19 protein-coding genes and 1 pseudogene are annotated in these 14614 nt (G+C 64.9%); 5 read left to right on the forward strand and 15 right to left on the reverse strand.

The features are described 5' to 3' along the window. Positions 1–123: 123 nt before the first annotated feature. The 4 genes from N1F91_RS05510 to N1F91_RS05525 form a co-directional block, all read right to left on the reverse strand. Positions 124–1446: a TRAP transporter large permease gene (locus N1F91_RS05510; protein WP_289990741.1), complete on the reverse strand. Its 1323-nt coding sequence runs from the start codon at positions 1444–1446 to the stop codon at positions 124–126. Further along, positions 1443–2084, reverse strand: coding sequence for a TRAP transporter small permease (locus tag N1F91_RS05515; protein ID WP_289990742.1), 642 nt, complete (start codon positions 2082–2084; stop codon positions 1443–1445). The genes N1F91_RS05510 and N1F91_RS05515 overlap by 4 nt, the downstream gene beginning before the upstream one ends. Positions 2085–2350: 266 nt before the next feature. Further along, a complete protein-coding gene (locus N1F91_RS05520; protein WP_289990743.1) occupies positions 2351–3400 on the reverse strand; it encodes a TRAP transporter substrate-binding protein in 1050 nt (349 codons plus the stop codon). Positions 3401–3568: 168 nt separating this feature from the next. Continuing rightward, the gene (locus tag N1F91_RS05525; protein ID WP_289990744.1) at positions 3569–4030 is read right to left on the reverse strand and encodes an Lrp/AsnC family transcriptional regulator; all 462 of its coding nucleotides are present in this window, start codon (positions 4028–4030) and stop codon (positions 3569–3571) included. Between the two features lie 143 nt (positions 4031–4173). Between N1F91_RS05525 and hppD the strand changes: the two genes are divergently transcribed. Then, the gene (hppD, locus tag N1F91_RS05530; RefSeq protein WP_289990745.1) at positions 4174–5286 is read left to right on the forward strand and encodes a 4-hydroxyphenylpyruvate dioxygenase; all 1113 of its coding nucleotides are present in this window, start codon (positions 4174–4176) and stop codon (positions 5284–5286) included. Positions 5287–5338: 52 nt separating this feature from the next. Here hppD and N1F91_RS05535 read toward each other — a convergent pair whose 3' ends face one another. The 5 genes and pseudogenes from N1F91_RS05535 to N1F91_RS05555 all read right to left on the reverse strand — a co-directional run bounded on the left by N1F91_RS05535 (position 5339) and on the right by N1F91_RS05555 (position 7894). Beyond that, a complete protein-coding gene (locus N1F91_RS05535; RefSeq protein WP_289990746.1) occupies positions 5339–5668 on the reverse strand; it encodes a BrnA antitoxin family protein in 330 nt (109 codons plus the stop codon). Then, positions 5655–5910: pseudogene (locus N1F91_RS05540) on the reverse strand (BrnT family toxin). Before N1F91_RS05540 ends, N1F91_RS05535 begins: the two are co-directional and overlap by 14 nt. Before the next feature lie 54 nt (positions 5911–5964). Continuing rightward, on the reverse strand, positions 5965–6516 hold the full coding sequence (locus N1F91_RS05545; RefSeq protein WP_289990747.1) for a DinB family protein: 552 nt from the start codon (positions 6514–6516) through the stop codon (positions 5965–5967). Between the two features lie 3 nt (positions 6517–6519). Continuing rightward, positions 6520–6813, reverse strand: a complete 294-nt coding sequence (locus N1F91_RS05550) for a hypothetical protein (RefSeq protein ID WP_289990748.1) — start codon at positions 6811–6813, stop codon at positions 6520–6522. A gap of 67 nt (positions 6814–6880) precedes the next feature. Then, positions 6881–7894 (reverse strand): fumarylacetoacetate hydrolase family protein, encoded by a 1014-nt coding sequence (locus N1F91_RS05555; protein WP_289990845.1) that lies wholly within the window; start codon positions 7892–7894, stop codon positions 6881–6883. A gap of 108 nt (positions 7895–8002) precedes the next feature. On the opposite strand from N1F91_RS05555, the gene N1F91_RS05560 reads away from it, so the two are divergent. From N1F91_RS05560 to N1F91_RS05575, 4 genes are all read left to right on the forward strand, one after another. After that, positions 8003–8461 carry a MarR family transcriptional regulator gene (locus N1F91_RS05560; RefSeq protein WP_289990749.1) on the forward strand — a complete coding sequence of 153 codons (459 nt, stop codon included), beginning with the start codon at positions 8003–8005 and terminating at the stop codon, positions 8459–8461. 64 nt (positions 8462–8525) lie between these two features. Continuing rightward, the gene (locus tag N1F91_RS05565; RefSeq protein ID WP_289990750.1) at positions 8526–9092 is read left to right on the forward strand and encodes a lipocalin family protein; all 567 of its coding nucleotides are present in this window, start codon (positions 8526–8528) and stop codon (positions 9090–9092) included. 97 nt (positions 9093–9189) lie between these two features. Next, positions 9190–9447, forward strand: a complete 258-nt coding sequence (locus N1F91_RS05570; RefSeq protein WP_289990751.1) for a type II toxin-antitoxin system prevent-host-death family antitoxin — start codon at positions 9190–9192, stop codon at positions 9445–9447. Next, positions 9448–9849 (forward strand): type II toxin-antitoxin system VapC family toxin, encoded by a 402-nt coding sequence (locus N1F91_RS05575; RefSeq protein WP_289990752.1) that lies wholly within the window; start codon positions 9448–9450, stop codon positions 9847–9849. Between the two features lie 3 nt (positions 9850–9852). Here the strand turns inward: N1F91_RS05575 and tdh are convergent, their stop codons facing one another. The 6 genes from tdh to N1F91_RS05605 all read right to left on the reverse strand — a co-directional run bounded on the left by tdh (position 9853) and on the right by N1F91_RS05605 (position 14600). Continuing rightward, entirely contained in the window at positions 9853–10887 is a 1035-nt protein-coding gene (gene tdh / locus N1F91_RS05580) for an L-threonine 3-dehydrogenase (RefSeq protein WP_289990753.1), read from the reverse strand. 73 nt (positions 10888–10960) lie between these two features. Further along, positions 10961–11392 carry a VOC family protein gene (locus tag N1F91_RS05585; protein WP_289990754.1) on the reverse strand — a complete coding sequence of 144 codons (432 nt, stop codon included), beginning with the start codon at positions 11390–11392 and terminating at the stop codon, positions 10961–10963. Positions 11393–11462: 70 nt separating this feature from the next. After that, entirely contained in the window at positions 11463–11780 is a 318-nt protein-coding gene (locus tag N1F91_RS05590; protein WP_289990755.1) for a type II toxin-antitoxin system RelE/ParE family toxin, read from the reverse strand. Next, positions 11777–12040 carry a transcriptional regulator gene (locus N1F91_RS05595; RefSeq protein ID WP_289990756.1) on the reverse strand — a complete coding sequence of 88 codons (264 nt, stop codon included), beginning with the start codon at positions 12038–12040 and terminating at the stop codon, positions 11777–11779. Before N1F91_RS05595 ends, N1F91_RS05590 begins: the two co-directional genes overlap by 4 nt. Before the next feature lie 42 nt (positions 12041–12082). Beyond that, complete coding sequence (locus tag N1F91_RS05600) at positions 12083–13273, reverse strand: glycine C-acetyltransferase (RefSeq protein WP_289990757.1); 1191 nt, start codon at positions 13271–13273, stop codon at positions 12083–12085. Positions 13274–13382: 109 nt separating this feature from the next. Then, positions 13383–14600: an acyl-CoA dehydrogenase gene (locus N1F91_RS05605; RefSeq protein WP_289990758.1), complete on the reverse strand. Its 1218-nt coding sequence runs from the start codon at positions 14598–14600 to the stop codon at positions 13383–13385. Positions 14601–14614: the final 14 nt, after the last annotated feature.

Here is a 14614-nt window from a genome sequence, read left to right on the forward strand (position 1 = left end):
AAGGCCCGAAGGCCCGTCTAGGGCTATCCCAAGTCCGGCCGACGAAATCGGCCGCACTCTTCGGAGAGCGCGGCCGCGTGATCAGGTAACCGGCCGCCGCGTCGCAGCGGATCTATCGCCAGGCTAGTAGAGCCATCTCAGCATGAACAGCGAGATCGCCGGGAACAGCACCAGGATCACGGTCCGGACGAGGTCGCTGATGACGAAGGGCGTCACGCCGCGATAGGTGGCCGAGATCGGCGTGTCCTTGGCCATCGAGTTGATGACGAACAGGTTCATGCCCACGGGCGGCGTGATCAGACCCACCTCCACGACGATGAGCACGATGATGCCGAACCAGATCGCGAACTCCTCCGGCCCAAGGCCGTAGTCGAGCGCCGAGACGATCGGGAAGAAGATCGGTATCGTCAGCAGGATCATCGACAGCGAATCCATCACGCAGCCGAGCACCAGGTAGAGGATGAGGATCGTCACCAGCACGGCCCAGGGATTGAAGCCGGACTCGACGATGATGGCGGCGATCTGCTGCGGCACCTGCGAAAGGGCGAGGAAGCCGTTGTAGATCGAGGCGCCGAAGACGATGAAGAAGATCATGGCGGTCGCCACCGCCGTCGCCAGCACCGAATCGATGAACGTCTGGCGGTTGAGGCCGCCATTGATCAGCGCGATCAGCCCCGTGCCGGCCGCGCCGATGGCGGCCGCTTCCGTGGGCGTGAACCAGCCGAAATAGATGCCGCCGACGACAAGGAAGAAGACCAGCAGCACCGGCCAGACGTCGAACATCGCCTTGAAGCGCTCCCGATAGGGCTGGCGCGGGCTGTCACCGGCCGATTCGGGGTAGAGCCGGACGTAGATCGAGATCGCGATCATGTAGCCGATCGCCGCCAGGATGCCCGGCACGAAAGCGGCCAGGAACAGCTTGGCGATGTTCTGTTCCGCGAGGATGGCGTAGATCACCAGCACGATCGACGGCGGAATCAGGATGCCCAGCGTCCCGCCTGCGGCCAGCGCGCCGGTCGCCAGCGCCCCGGAGTAGCCGTAGCGGCGCAGTTCCGGCAGCGCCACCTGCGCCATGGTCGCAGCGGTGGCCAGCGAGGATCCGCAGATCGCCCCGAAGCCCGCGCAGGCGCCGATCGCCGCCATGGCGACGCCGCCCTTGCGATGGCCGAGCCAGGAATTGGCCGCCTTGAAGAGCGACTGCGACATGCCGCCGAGACCCGCGAACTGCCCCATCAGCAGGAACAGCGGGATGATGGAGAGCGAGTGGCTGGAAAAGGTCGAGTAGGTCTCGGCCTTCAGCTTCGCAAGAATCGGATTCCAGCTGCCGGTGACCAGCCACGTCCCCACCATGCCGCAGAGCAGCATGGCGAGACCGATCGGCAGCCGGAAGAAGATGAGGACGAGAAGGATTGGAAAGGACCAGATCCCGATTTCGAGATTGCTCAATGCATGCCCCCATGCGTCGGCGCGAAGCTGGACCGGCCCGTGCGCACTTCCTGCACGCGGACACCGGTCATGTACACGGAAACGATCACGCACGCCGCTGCACCGACCATGGCCGAGGCGAAGCCCCACCAGACCGGATACTGCAGGATGAAGGTGGTTTCCTGGTAGCGGATCTTGTCCATCATACCGATCCAGAGCCGCCAGGCCAGCACGACGAACACGATGGTCATCAGCGTCTCGGACACGAGGTCGATCCAGCGGTTCGCGACGGCCGGAAGGTAGTTGGTGAACAGGTCGACCGTGGCGTGCCCGCGGTTGAGCTGGCACCAGGGCAGGAAGGCAAAGACCGCGAAGGCCGTGCCCGCCTCGACCAGTTCGAAGTCGCCCGGTACGGCACCGACCTTGACGGTCGCCCCGAAGACGCTCCACTCCTGCGCGACAAGCCACTGCAGCCAGAGCTGGATGTCGTCGAAGAACGGCAGATAGTGGAAGACCGACCCCGGAAAGACGAATGCGATCGTGACGATGGCGCGACCCGTGATGCTGATCACGGTCATGATCGTGATCAGGCCGAGAACGATCCCGCCCAGAATCGCCATCAGGCGCGCCAGCGCATGGATGAACCTCGAAACGGCCACGTGGCACCTCCCACCCGTATCGTCCAGTCGGCACGCCCGCCTGTGGCGAACGGCGCTCGGCCCGGACCTTTGTTATATACGATAACTAACCGGTCCCGATGCCGCTAGATGCCATGCCGACGTTTGTCGTGCAACGATGATCGGCCACAACAATGCAGATACCGTGCGGCAAGGCAAGTTCGACGGCATGGCCAGTCGGCCTCCCCCATGATGCAGCGGGGCGGGCATCGCTGCCCGCCCCGTCGTCGATCGGGTCGCTCCGGCGACTACTGCGCCTTCGTGTACTTGTCGATCAGCGCACGCGCCTCGTCGATCAGCGCCTGGCCGTCGACGCCCTTGGCCTTCACCTCCTCGATCCAGCGGGCATAGACCGGCTGGGCGGCCTCCTGCCAGCGGGCGACTTCCGCCGCATCGAGAGTGATGATGTTGTTGTTGCGATCGACTGCGATCTGGCGCGCCGGGCCGTCGGCACTGGCCTGCGTGCTGCCGGCGAAGGCCGAGAATTCCTGCCCGGAATTGTCGTCGATCACCTTCTTCAGATCGTCGGGCAGGCTTTCATAGCGATCCTTGTTCATCGCCAGCACGAAGGCCGTCGAATAGAGCGCGTGGTCGCCGCCGAACTCGGTGTGATTGTTGACGAGTTCCGGCACCTTGAGCGCGGTGGTCACTTCCCAGGGAATGACCGCGCCGTCGATGACGCCCTTCGAAAGAGCCTCGGTGACGGCCGGAACCGGCAGACCGACGGCGGTCGCGCCGAGTTCGCCGAGCAGGCCGGTGATGATGCGGGTCGGCGCGCGCAGCTTGAGACCCTTCATGTCCTCGAGCTTGGCGACCGGCGTCTTCGTGTGGATCACGCCCGGGCCGTGCACCCAGGTGCCGACGATGTGGACGTCCTTGAAATCGGTGTCCTTCATCTCCTTCTCGAACAGATCCCAATAGGCGCGCGACGTCGCGTCCGCATTGGTCATCATGAAGGGAAGCTCGAACACCTCCACGCGGGGGAAGCGGCCGGGCGTGTAGCCGACCACGGTCCAGACGACGTCGACGGTACCGTCGATCGCCTGGTCCATCAGCTGCGGAGGCGTGCCGCCGAGCTGCATCGAGGGATAGCGCTCGACCTTGATGCGGCCGCCCGAGTCCGCCTCGACCTTGTCGGCCCAGACGTCGAGGACGAGCTTGGGCACGTTGGCCTGCGCGGGCAGGAACTGGTGCAGCTTCAGGGTGACTTCCTGGGCGAAGCTCGCCCCCGTCGAAACCCAGGATGCGGCGGCGACTGCGCTGGCGAGCGCCAGCGACTTCCAAGTGAATGCCTTCAATTCTACCTCCCATTGCGGTACGAACTCGCAGGCGCGAGCATCGGCCATAACCGGCATGCGGTCCAGCACAACTTACCCGAAAACGGGTGACAATAAAGCGGCCGGGATCAAAAAGTTCGTAACATTTTTCAGGGACATGCGTGCCCGGCGAGGTGCTGCGACAGCTGCTCAGACCGGCAGCCCTCCCCCCTCCTTCAGCGTTTCCAGAACGATGGCGGTCTTGACGTGCTGGACGGACTCGTGCGGCAGGAGCACGCCATTGACGAACTCCGACAGCGATTTCAGGTCCGGCGTCACGACCTTGAGCACGTAGTCCATCTCGCCGGTGAGCGCATGCGCCTCCTGGACCTCGGGCAGCCGGGCGAGCAGGTCGGCGAAGCGCTGCGCATTGTCGCGGTTGTGGGTGGCGAGCGTCACCGAGATGATGTTGACCAGAGGGAAGCCCATCTTCTCGCGGTCGAGCACCGCCCGGTACCCGCGGATGTAGCCCTCCTCTTCCAGCCGCTGCCTTCGGCGCGAGCACTGCGAGGCCGACAGATGCACCCGCTCGCCCAGTTCCGCATTCGTCAACCGCGCGTCCAGCTGAAGCAGCGCCGCGATCTTGCGGTCAAATCCATCCAACCCGTTCATCGCGCGCGTCTTCTCCTGAATTAGTGCACGTTTCATGCATCAAGACAGCACCTGCGAGCCCAGTTTGCAACCCTCGTGCATCAAGCTCGGTCTATGCTTGAAGCAGATCGGCTCCTGCCGAAAGCCAGCCAAGGAGGATGACCATGGGTCCTTTCCCGCACGATGCACCGCCCGCCACGATCACGGAAAAGAACCCCGCCGGCACCGACGGGTTCGAATTCGTCGAATTCGCGCATCCCGAACCGGCAAAGCTCGCCGAACTGTTCCAGCGCATGGGCTACGTGGCGGTCGCCAGGCACCGGACGAAGGACGTGACGGTCTGGCGCCAGGGTGACATCAACTACATCGTCAATGCGGAGCCCGGTTCGCATGCGATGCGGTTCGTCGAGGAGCACGGTCCCTGCGCGCCGTCGATGGCGTGGCGCGTCGTCGATGCGCGGAAGGCCTTCGATCATGCCGTGTCGAAGGGAGCCACCCCCTACACTGGCGACGACAAGGCGCTCGACGTCCCGGCCATCGTGGGCATCGGCGGCTCGCTGCTCTACTTCGTCGAGACCTATGGCGAAAAGGGCTCGGCCTACGACGCCGAATTCGAATGGCTGGGCGAGCGGAACCCGAAGCCGCAGGGTGTCGGCTTCTATTATCTCGACCACCTGACCCACAACGTCTATCGCGGCAACATGGATAAGTGGTGGGCCTTCTATCGCGAACTCTTCGGCTTCACCCAGATCCACTATTTCGACATCGACGGCCGCATCACCGGCCTCGTCAGCCGCGCCATTACCTCGCCCTGCGGCAAGATCCGCATCCCGCTCAACGAGTCCAAGGACGACACGAGCCAGATCGAGGAATACCTGAAGAAGTACAAGGGCGAAGGCATCCAGCATATCGCCGTCGGCACCGACGGCATCTACGACGCCACCGACCGGCTGGCCGCGAACGGGCTGAAATTCATGCCCGGCCCCCCGGACGCCTACTACGACCTTTCGCACGAACGCGTGCAGGGCCATGACGAGCCGATCGAGCGGATGAAGACCCACGGCATCCTGATCGACGGCGAAGGCGTGGTGAATGGCGGCATGACCAAGATCCTGCTGCAGATCTTCTCCAAGACGGTGATCGGCCCGATCTTCTTCGAGTTCATCCAGCGCAAGGGCGACGAGGGCTTCGGCGAGGGCAACTTCCGCGCCCTGTTCGAATCGATCGAGGAAGACCAGATCCGCCGCGGCATCATCACCGCGGAAGCGGCGGAATAAGACCCCGAAGGGGAACCCGAGGGGATCGGCGCGAGGAACGCCGGTCCCCTTTTCATTGCGGGTCGTGCCGCCTGCCCTGTTCGGTCAGCCCGGCGGCCTTGCGCAGCGCCTCGTTCATGCGGCTCTGCCAGCCTGGCCCGCCGGCCCGGAACCGCTCCACCACGTCGGCATCGAGCCGAAGCGTCACCTGCTTCTTCGGGTTCGGGACCGGCGGACGCCCGCGGCGGATGCTGGCTGCAAGCTCCGGAAAGATCTCGGCGAAGGGCCGCGCCTGCCGGAACTCCTCCTCCGTCCATTCTGGGTTGTCCGAAACCGCGTCCCAGTCCTCGCGGCTGTAACCGCGCCCGGGCTTGAACTCCGCCTTGAGATTACGTCCCGTCATGGATCACGAACTCCTTCCTGTTCGCCGGCCGCATGCTGATCACGGACAGCGCCTCCGCTCCGAGAGGTCGGAACACCACGGCCACAGCCGAAGCTCCGAGGAACCCGATGGCGAGAAACCGCTCGCCTTTGGCCGCACGAATCACTGCCCGCGAAAAAGAAGTCGTCGGTCAGAGCCGCAAAATCGAGGCCGTGCTTGTCCAGGTTTGCCAGTCGCTTCGGCTCGTCCCACAATATCCGCATTTTACGTACCTACGATAAATAGCCCGACCTTCCGCGCTTCGCAAGTCCGCGAGTTCAGTCATCCCTCTCCGTAAATCCCAACCGTATCATCTCATCGCGCCGCACCGGCCTGTCGAAATCGAGCAGGAACTCGTCGAGCTGCGGCGGCTTGACCGAGGTGCTGGACAGCATCGCATGCACCTGCCCGCGATGGTGGACATCGTGCAGGAAGAGATGCGCCAGAAGATCGGCGATGCGTTCGGGAAAGCGCCCGGCCGCCCCGCGGTCGGTGGTCACCCGGCGGGCCAGGTCGGCATCGCCAAGTCCGTCGCAGAAGGCGACCAGCCGCTCGTCCCATTCCCGTTGCGCCGCTTCGAGCCGGGCGGGATCGGAGAAGGCGACGAAGTCCTCGAAGGCCGCCGGACCCCGCCCGTCTTCCTCCAGGGCATCGAGATAATAGAGATCCACCGCCAGCACATGGTTGAGCGTCTCAGCGATCGAGGGGAAGAAGCTCGTCCTCGGCGCATCGAATTCGCCTGGCTGCAGCGCCAGCACGGCTCGATACAGCCGATCGTTGGACCAGCGGTTGTTGCGCGCCATCCGGCGCATGTGCTCGAGGAGCGACACGACTCACGCAGGCAGGGCAGCGAGGACGATGCCGCCGAAGAGCACGAAACCCGCGAGGTTGAGACCGAGCAGCTGCAGCATCCGGCGGCGGAGCGTCTGCGTTTCGTCATCGCGCGACACGCGCCAGTTCGTCACCGTGAAGGGCATTGCCGCGTAGCGCGGAAGACCCGTCTCGTTGCGCAACGCCGCCGACCGCTGCTCGATGCGATAGCTCAACCGGATCGCCTGGATGAAGACCGCAAGCATCGCTGCCGCCCAGAGGCCCGCAACGATGTAGAACCAACCGCCGAAGTCCATCCCCACCTCCTCCTGTCCCGCGACTTACCTTAGCGGCCGACGCTGGACGGGCAAGGCGGCACGGCCGTCAGTGCTCGTACTTCTCCACCGTCTGCTCGATAGCGCCGAAGATCGAATGACCCGACGCGTCCTTCATCTCGATGCGCACCGTGTCCCCGAAGCGCATGAACGGCGTGACCGGCTTGCCGGTCTCGATCGTCTCGATCGTGCGAATCTCGGCGATACAGGAATAGCCGGCCCCGCCCTGCGCCACCGGTTTGCCCGGCCCTTCGTCGAGCTTGTTCGACACTGTGCCCGAGCCGATGATGGCTCCCGCGCCGAGCGGTCGCGTCTTTGCGGCGTGCGCGACCAGCGTCGGGAAATCGAAGGTCATGTCGATGCCGGCATTGGCGCGGCCGAAGGGCTTGCCGTTGAGATCGACGCAGAGCGGCAGGTGCACCTTGCCCCCGTCCCAGGCGTCGCCCAGTTCGTCCGGCGTGACGGCCACCGGCGAGAAGGTCGAGGACGGCTTGGACTGGAAGAAGCCGAAGCCCTTGGCGAGTTCAGCAGGGATCAATCCACGCAGCGACACGTCGTTGACCAGCATGACGAGCCTTATCGCGGCAGCGGCTTCCTCGCGGGAGGCTCCCATCGGAACGTCGTCGACGATGACCGCCACCTCCCCTTCCATGTCGATTCCGAAGGCCTCGTCCGCCATCAGGATCGGATCGCGCGGGGCGAGGAACGTGTCGGAACCGCCCTGGTACATCAGCGGGTCGGTCCAGAAGGTCTCGGGCATCTCGGCATTGCGCGCCTTGCGCACCAGTTCGACATGGTTGACGTAGGCTGAGCCATCCGCCCACTGGTAGGCACGCGGCAGCGGCGACAGCGCGTCATGCTCGTGGAAGCGCTCGGACGGCACGGCGCCGTGATCGAGGCTCTCAGAGAGGGCCTCCAGATGCGGCGCGATCCGCTTCCAGTCGTCGAGCGCGGCCTGAAGCGTGGGCACCAGGAACGAGGCATCCGTGCAGCGGGTCAGGTCCTTCGACACGACAACCACCCGTCCGTCGCGCTTGCCGTTCTTCAATGTGGCGAGTTTCACCTGGTTCGCTCCCTCGATCATGTTGCGGCCGCCGGTTTGACCCGCGGCCGATTTCGTTGCATCCGTAACCGTCGACTTTGTAACCATCAACGCCGAATGGAACATCAGATGGAGCATGGCGCCGACGAGGCGGCAAGTCTGGAGCTGGAGAAATTCCTCCCCTACCGGCTCAACCGGCTGGCGGAGGCGGTCAGCCGCGATTTCCAGACGATCTACAGGACCCGCTACGGGCTCACCCGGCCGGAATGGCGGCTGCTCGCCTCGCTCGGGCAGCACGGCACGATGACGGCCACCGAGGTCGGCCGCGACTCCGCCATGCACAAGACCAAGGTGAGCCGAGCCGTGACCGCGCTGGAGGAGCGGCGCTGGCTGAAGCGCGAGACGGATCCGGACGACCGCCGCGTCGAACGGCTGGCGCTGACGCCTGCCGGCGAAAGGACCTATGCCGAGATCGTACCTCTGGCGCGCCGCTTCGAGACGGACCTGCTGCGAATGCTGGCCCCGTCCGAACGGGAGGCACTGTCGATCGGGCTGGCCGCAGTCGAGCGTCGCTTCGGCTCCCGGTAGCGCGTTGGAACATTCGCCATGGCGCGAGGTTTCGAAACCTTACGCCAGACAAGCGAGGTTCTTCATGAAACGCACGATACTCCATGCAGCGGCCCTGGTCGCGCTCTCGACAGCCGCCTTCGCGCAGGAAACCGGCTCGACCAGTGCCGGCGAGACGATCGAGCCGGAAGCCTATGCCGGCCTCTGGTACGAGATCGCCCGCACGCCCGCCCCCTTCCAGGACCAGTGCGACGGCGGCGTCACCGCGTCCTACGTGCTGGAGAGCGACGGTGTGATCGGCGTCGTCAACCGCTGCGATCTCCCGGACGGCACCGTCAACAGCATCGAAGGCACGGCTGAAGCCGTCGGCGACGGCTTCCGCCGGCTGAACGTGGACTTCCCGCAATCGCCCGAGGAGGACGGCGCGAACTACGTCATCGAGGCTGTCGGCCCGAAGGATGACGGCGTGTACGGCTGGGCCGTCGTGCGCGGACCGGGCGAAGGCTTCGGCTGGATCCTGTCGCGCACGCCCGAAATCACCGCGGACGTGCGTGCGGAGGCCGAGGCCGCGATGCAGGAAGCCGGCCTCGACCCCGCACGGCTGAGCGATACGAAGCAGCCCCCGCAGAACTACGAGCCGGAAGGCAACTGAGGCTGACGGACGGGTTCGGTCGCAGCAGCCCCGGCCGTGCCCGTTCTTCCTCCGGGACCCGTTTGACCGCCCGTCGCGGCTGCCTTATTCTGCCGCCATGCGCGAAGTCCGTTCATCCGAACTGCAATCGCAGTTGGTCGACCTGCTCGACGACGTCGAAGCAGGCGAGACGATCGTGATCACCCGCGATGGGAGGCCGGTTGCGAGGCTGGTCCCGGAAATCAGCCCGGGGGACCAGATCCGAACCGTCGTGAAGGAACCGGTCGAGGATCTGAAGGCATGGCGGAAGACTCTTCCGCCCAATGATATGACCCTTGCCGACATCCTCTCCGCCCGGGATGAAGGTCGCCGGTAGGTGGCGATCGTCGTCGATAGTTCCGTCGCCGCCTGCTGGGCAATGCCCGACGCGTTCTCCGACTGTGCCGACGATGTGCTCGACGGAGGCGTTCGCGGTGGCATGGTCGTGCCCGACCTGTTCTGGCACGAGCTTCGAAACGTTCTGGTCGTCAACGAGAGACGCGGCCGCCTCCCCGCGGAGCAGACGGCGGTGGCGCTACAGAAGATTGCCGCACTTCCGCATCTGCTGGACACCGCGGACGGCGGGAACCGGATCATTCTTCTCGCCCGCAGGCACATGCTCACGGCCTGCGACGCCGCCTGCCTCGAACTCGCCACGCGCCGGCAGCTTCCGCTCGCCACGCTCGACACGCGCCTTGCCGCGGCGGCTGCCGCCGAAGGCTGCGCCTTCACGGCCTGAGCCTCACCAGTCCAGCACGACCTTGCCCGAGTTCCCGCTCTTCATCGCCTCGAAGCCCTCGATGTAGTCGTCGACGCCGAGACGGTGGGTGATCAGGCCGGAGACGTCGAGCGGGCCCTGCACCAGCGCGATCATCTTGTACCAGGTCTCGAACATCTCGCGGCCGTAGATGCCCTTCAGCGTCAGCATCTTGAAGATGACCTTGTTCCAGTCGATCTCGAAGCCGGTCGGCGCGATGCCGAGGATGGCGATCCGGCCGCCATTGTTCATGGCGTCGATCATGTCGCGGAAGGCCACTGCCGAGCCCGACATCTCGAGACCGACGTCGAAGCCCTCGCGCATGCCCTCTTCCATCATCACGTCGGCGAGCTTCTCCTTCGAGGCATCCACCACGTGGCGGATGCCGAGCCTGCGGGCGAGGTCGAGCCGGACCGGGTTGATGTCGGTGATGACGACCTTGCGCGCGCCCACCGCCTGCGCCACCAGCGCGCCCATGATGCCGATCGGCCCGGCGCCGGTCACCAGCACGTCCTCGCCGACGAGATCGAAGGACAGCGCGGTGTGGACGGCATTGCCGAGCGGATCGAAGATCGCCGCGATCTCGTCCGGCACGTCGTCGGGGATCGGCACGACGTTGTGCTGCGGCAGGCAGAGATATTCGGCAAACGCGCCCGGCCGCTGCACGCCGACGCCCTGCGTGTTGCGGCACAGATGCCCCCTGCCCGCCCGGCAGTTGCGGCACTGGCCGCAGACGATGTGGCCCTCGCCCGAGACCCGCTGCCCGACATGGTAGCCCGTCACCGCCGAGCCGAAGTCGGCGACGGTGCCGACGAATTCGTGCCCCGTCACCAGCGGCACCGGCACGGTCTTCCGTGCCCAGTCGTCCCATTTGTAGATGTGGACGTCGGTGCCGCAGATTGCGGTCTTCTTCACCTTGATCAGGACGTCGTTCGGCCCGATCTCGGGGATCGGCACATTCTCCATCCAGATGCCGGGCTCGGACCGGGCTTTGACGAGGGCGCGCATCATGTTGGACATGGGAATTCATCCTGGGAAGTTCGGTCGATTAGGGAGAGTAAATGCCGCAGATTCTCCAACAAAGACAACGCTGTCAGATCTGCTCCAACTCGATGAGATTGCCTTCAGGGTCTCGCATGTAAATCGCCAGAAACGGGGTACGGACACTTCCGAGGTTCGTTATTTCTCCCTGATCCTGGCCTCCGGCGTTAAGGATGCCGTCCCTGATCGCGCGAATGTCTCCGACTTCGAACGCAATGTGGCCATATCCGGGTTCATTCACGCGCGGGAGGCCGCGATCGCATGTTGCCCCATATTGGTGGATCTCCAGAAACGGCTTCTCGATGCCGGGCAGTTCCAGCCAGATCGAGATGATCTCGGAATGGGGTAGCCCATTGCCCCGTGACACCTTCTCACCGGAAAGTTCCACCCTGTTTCTTCGGTCCTTGCAGCCAAAGACATGTCTGTAGAATTCGGCAAGTCTGCTGGCATCGCGAGCGACGATGCCGAGATGCGAAAAACGCATGGTTCGAGACCCTCCCGCGGGGCTTTCATGACACGAATGGATTACACCACCACGGCTCCCACCGCGACGTTCAGGGTTCCGGGACATCCTCCCGCAAGCGGCGTGCAAGGTCCATGCGCTGGTGAAGAATCGCCACGATCGCGATATGACCATCGGCGCGCAGTTTCCAGAAGACGAAATGGCTTTGGTATCGCGCGAAAAACCCGTCGACGCCGAATTCCGAAGGAATGCGTCGCCAAGTGACACGCCTTTGCGCGAAGTCCTCGAACAGGGCGAAGACGCCGTCGAGATATTTGTCGGCCTGTGCAGGACTGAACTGTCGAACCGTATGCCGATAGATCTCCTCCAGCCGCGCCGATGCCGCCGGCTGAATGAAGTAACGCGTCACCGGTTCGTGCCGGCCAGCGCACGCCGCCTTATGTCGTCGGCCGAGAGGTGTTCATACTCACTGTCAGCAACCGCGAACGCGTCCTGCAACCGGACCTTCATGGCCTCCATCGCCTCCCGCTCCGCGCGTTCCTTGTCGCGACGGATGAGGGCGCGGACGTACTCGCTGACGTTCTCATAGTCGCCATCGGTGACTGTCTCGGTGACGAAATCTCGAAGCGATCCGCTGATGCGCACGTTCAGATTCATGATGTCGGACACGCAAATCTCCTCTATCGACAATATCTTCTATATTGTCGCACATCAATAGATGATGCCCAACTCCCGCCCCACCTCTCCGAACGCCGCCACCGCCCGGTCGATGTCCTCGGCCGAATGCGCCGCCGACATCTGCGTCCGGATCCGCGCCTGGCCCTTCGGCACCACCGGAAACGAGAAGCCGACGACGTAGATGCCGCGCGCGAGCATCATCTCGGCCATCGCGCCGGCGAGCGTCGCATCGCCGATCATTACCGGGATGATCGGATGGTCCGCCCCGGCGAGCGTGAAACCCGCCTTCGTCATCTTCTCGCGAAAGCGCGCGGCATTGGCGCGCAGCTTCGCGCGCAGGTCATCGCCCTGCTCGACGATGTCGAACACCGTCAGCGAAGCAGCGGCAATGGCGGGCATCAGCGTGTTGGAGAAGAGGTAGGGCCGCGAGCGCTGGCGCAGCCAGTCGACCACCTCGCGCCGCCCGCTGGTGTAGCCGCCCGAGGCGCCGCCGAGCGCCTTGCCGAGCGTGCCGGTGACGATATCGATCCGCCCCTCGACGCCGCAATGCTCGGCGGAGCCGCGACCATGCGCCCCGACGAAGCCGACGGCATGGCTGTCGTCGACCATCACCATGGCGTCGTATTTCTCGGCAAGGTCGCAGACGCCGCCGAGATTGGCGATGATGCCGTCCATCGAGAACACGCCGTCGGTGGCGATGAGCCTGAAGCGGCAACCCGCAGCTTTCTTCAGTTCCTCCTCCAGCGCCACCATGTCGTTGTTCGCATAGCGGAATCGCTGCGCCTTGGAGAGCCGGACGCCGTCGATGATCGAGGCATGGTTCAGCGCGTCGGAGATGACCGCGTCCTCCTCGCCCAGAAGGGTCTCGAACAGGCCCCCGTTTGCGTCGAAGCAGGAGCCGTAGAGGATGGTGTCCTCGAAGCCGAGGAAGGACGAGATGCGCGCTTCGAGCTGCTTGTGCTCCTCCTGCGTGCCGCAGATGAAGCGCACCGAGGCCATGCCGTAGCCATAGCGGTCGAGCCCGGCCTTCGCCGCTTCGCGCAACTCCTCCGAATCGGCGAGGCCGAGATAATTGTTGGCACAGAAATTGAGGACGCGCGCTCCGCCCGCCACCGCGATCTCGGCCGACTGCATGGAGGTGATGACGCGCTCGGACTTGTAGAGCCCGGCGCCCTTCAGCCCGTCGAGTTCGGCGGCGAGATGCGAGAGGAAGGCCTTGCTCATGGCGCTCGTGCTCCTGGATGAAGGCCGATCATCGCGCCGTCCGCCGCCGGCCGCTACCGAAAATGCGACGGGCGCGGCCATAGGCCCGCCCGCCGCTGCGGCGACGTTCTCAGAAGAACGCCTGCAAACCCGTCTGCGCCCGGCCGAGGATCAGCGCGTGCACGTCGTGCGTCCCCTCGTAGGTGTTCACCGTCTCGAGGTTCTGCGCGTGGCGCATCACGTGGTAGCCGATCTGGATGCCGTTGCCGCCATGCATGTCGCGGGCCTGGCGGGCGATGTCGAGCGCCTTGCCGCAATTGTTGCGCTTGACGATCGAGATCATCTCCGGGGCCATCTTCCCCTCGTCCATCAGCCGCCCGACCCGCAGGCTCGCCTGCAGCCCGAGCGCGATTTCGGTCTGCATGTCGGCCAGCTTCTTCTGGTAAAGTTGCGTACCGGCCAGTGGCTTGCCGAACTGCTTGCGGTCCAGACCATACTGCCGCGCGCGCATCCAGCAATCCTCGGCCGCGCCCATGGCGCCCCAGGAGATGCCGTAGCGCGCACGGTTCAGGCAACCGAACGGACCCTTCAGCCCCGACACGTTGGGCAGCAGCGCGTCCTCGGAGACTTCCACGCCCTCCATCACGATCTCGCCGGTGATCGACGCGCGCAGCGAAAGCTTGCCCTCGATCTTGGGCGCGGTCAGGCCCTTCATGCCCTTCTCCAGCACGAAGCCGCGGATCTCGTCGCGGCCGTCCTCGCTCTTGAGCTTGGCCCACACCACGAAGACATCGGCGATCGGCGCGTTGGAGATCCACATCTTGGAACCGGAGATCCGGTAGCCGCCGTCGATCGTCTCGGCGCGCGTCTTCATCCCGCCCGGATCGGAGCCGGCGTCCGGCTCGGTCAGGCCGAAGCAGCCGATCCATTCGCCGGAGGCGAGCTTCGGCAGGTATTTCAGCCGCTGCGCTTCCGAGCCGTAGGCCTGGATCGGATACATGACCAGCGAGGACTGCACGCTCATCATCGAGCGGTAGCCCGAATCGATGCGCTCGACCTCGCGCGCGACGAGACCGTAGGTGACGTAGCCGGCGCCGAGCCCGCCATATTCCTCCGGCACGGTGACGCCGAGCAGCCCGGCCGCGCCCATCTCGGCGAAGATGGCCGGATCCGTCGTCTCGGACAGGTAGGCCGCCTCGACCCGCGGCGCCAGCCGGTCGGCGCAGAACGCAGCCGCCCCGTCCCGCACCATCCGCTCGTCCTCCGACAACTGGTCGTCGAGAAGGAACGGGTCCTCCCACGCGAAGGCGGCGAGCGCCTCCTTGGAGACAGGCTTCTGGATGTTCATCGATCTGGTCCTCG

Source organism: Aquibium sp. ELW1220, from assembly GCF_030398385.1.
GTDB lineage: Bacteria > Pseudomonadota > Alphaproteobacteria > Rhizobiales > Rhizobiaceae > Aquibium.

What these genes read in the sequence shown, in the direction of transcription:
- N1F91_RS05605 (WP_289990758.1), bottom strand. Translation starts at nt 14,600, where the DNA reads ATGAACATCCAGAAGCCTGTCTCCAAGGAGGCGCTCGCCGCCTTCGCG.
- N1F91_RS05550 (WP_289990748.1), bottom strand. Translation starts at nt 6,813, where the DNA reads ATGGACTTCGGCGGTTGGTTCTACATCGTTGCGGGCCTCTGGGCGGCA.
- N1F91_RS05525 (WP_289990744.1), bottom strand. Translation starts at nt 4,030, where the DNA reads ATGAACGGGTTGGATGGATTTGACCGCAAGATCGCGGCGCTGCTTCAG.
- N1F91_RS05570 (WP_289990751.1), top strand. Translation starts at nt 9,190, where the DNA reads ATGCGCGAAGTCCGTTCATCCGAACTGCAATCGCAGTTGGTCGACCTG.
- N1F91_RS05565 (WP_289990750.1), top strand. Translation starts at nt 8,526, where the DNA reads ATGAAACGCACGATACTCCATGCAGCGGCCCTGGTCGCGCTCTCGACA.
- tdh (WP_289990753.1), bottom strand. Translation starts at nt 10,887, where the DNA reads ATGTCCAACATGATGCGCGCCCTCGTCAAAGCCCGGTCCGAGCCCGGC.
- N1F91_RS05585 (WP_289990754.1), bottom strand. Translation starts at nt 11,392, where the DNA reads ATGCGTTTTTCGCATCTCGGCATCGTCGCTCGCGATGCCAGCAGACTT.
- N1F91_RS05600 (WP_289990757.1), bottom strand. Translation starts at nt 13,273, where the DNA reads ATGAGCAAGGCCTTCCTCTCGCATCTCGCCGCCGAACTCGACGGGCTG.
- hppD (WP_289990745.1), top strand. Translation starts at nt 4,174, where the DNA reads ATGGGTCCTTTCCCGCACGATGCACCGCCCGCCACGATCACGGAAAAG.
- N1F91_RS05535 (WP_289990746.1), bottom strand. Translation starts at nt 5,668, where the DNA reads ATGACGGGACGTAATCTCAAGGCGGAGTTCAAGCCCGGGCGCGGTTAC.
- N1F91_RS05560 (WP_289990749.1), top strand. Translation starts at nt 8,003, where the DNA reads ATGGAGCATGGCGCCGACGAGGCGGCAAGTCTGGAGCTGGAGAAATTC.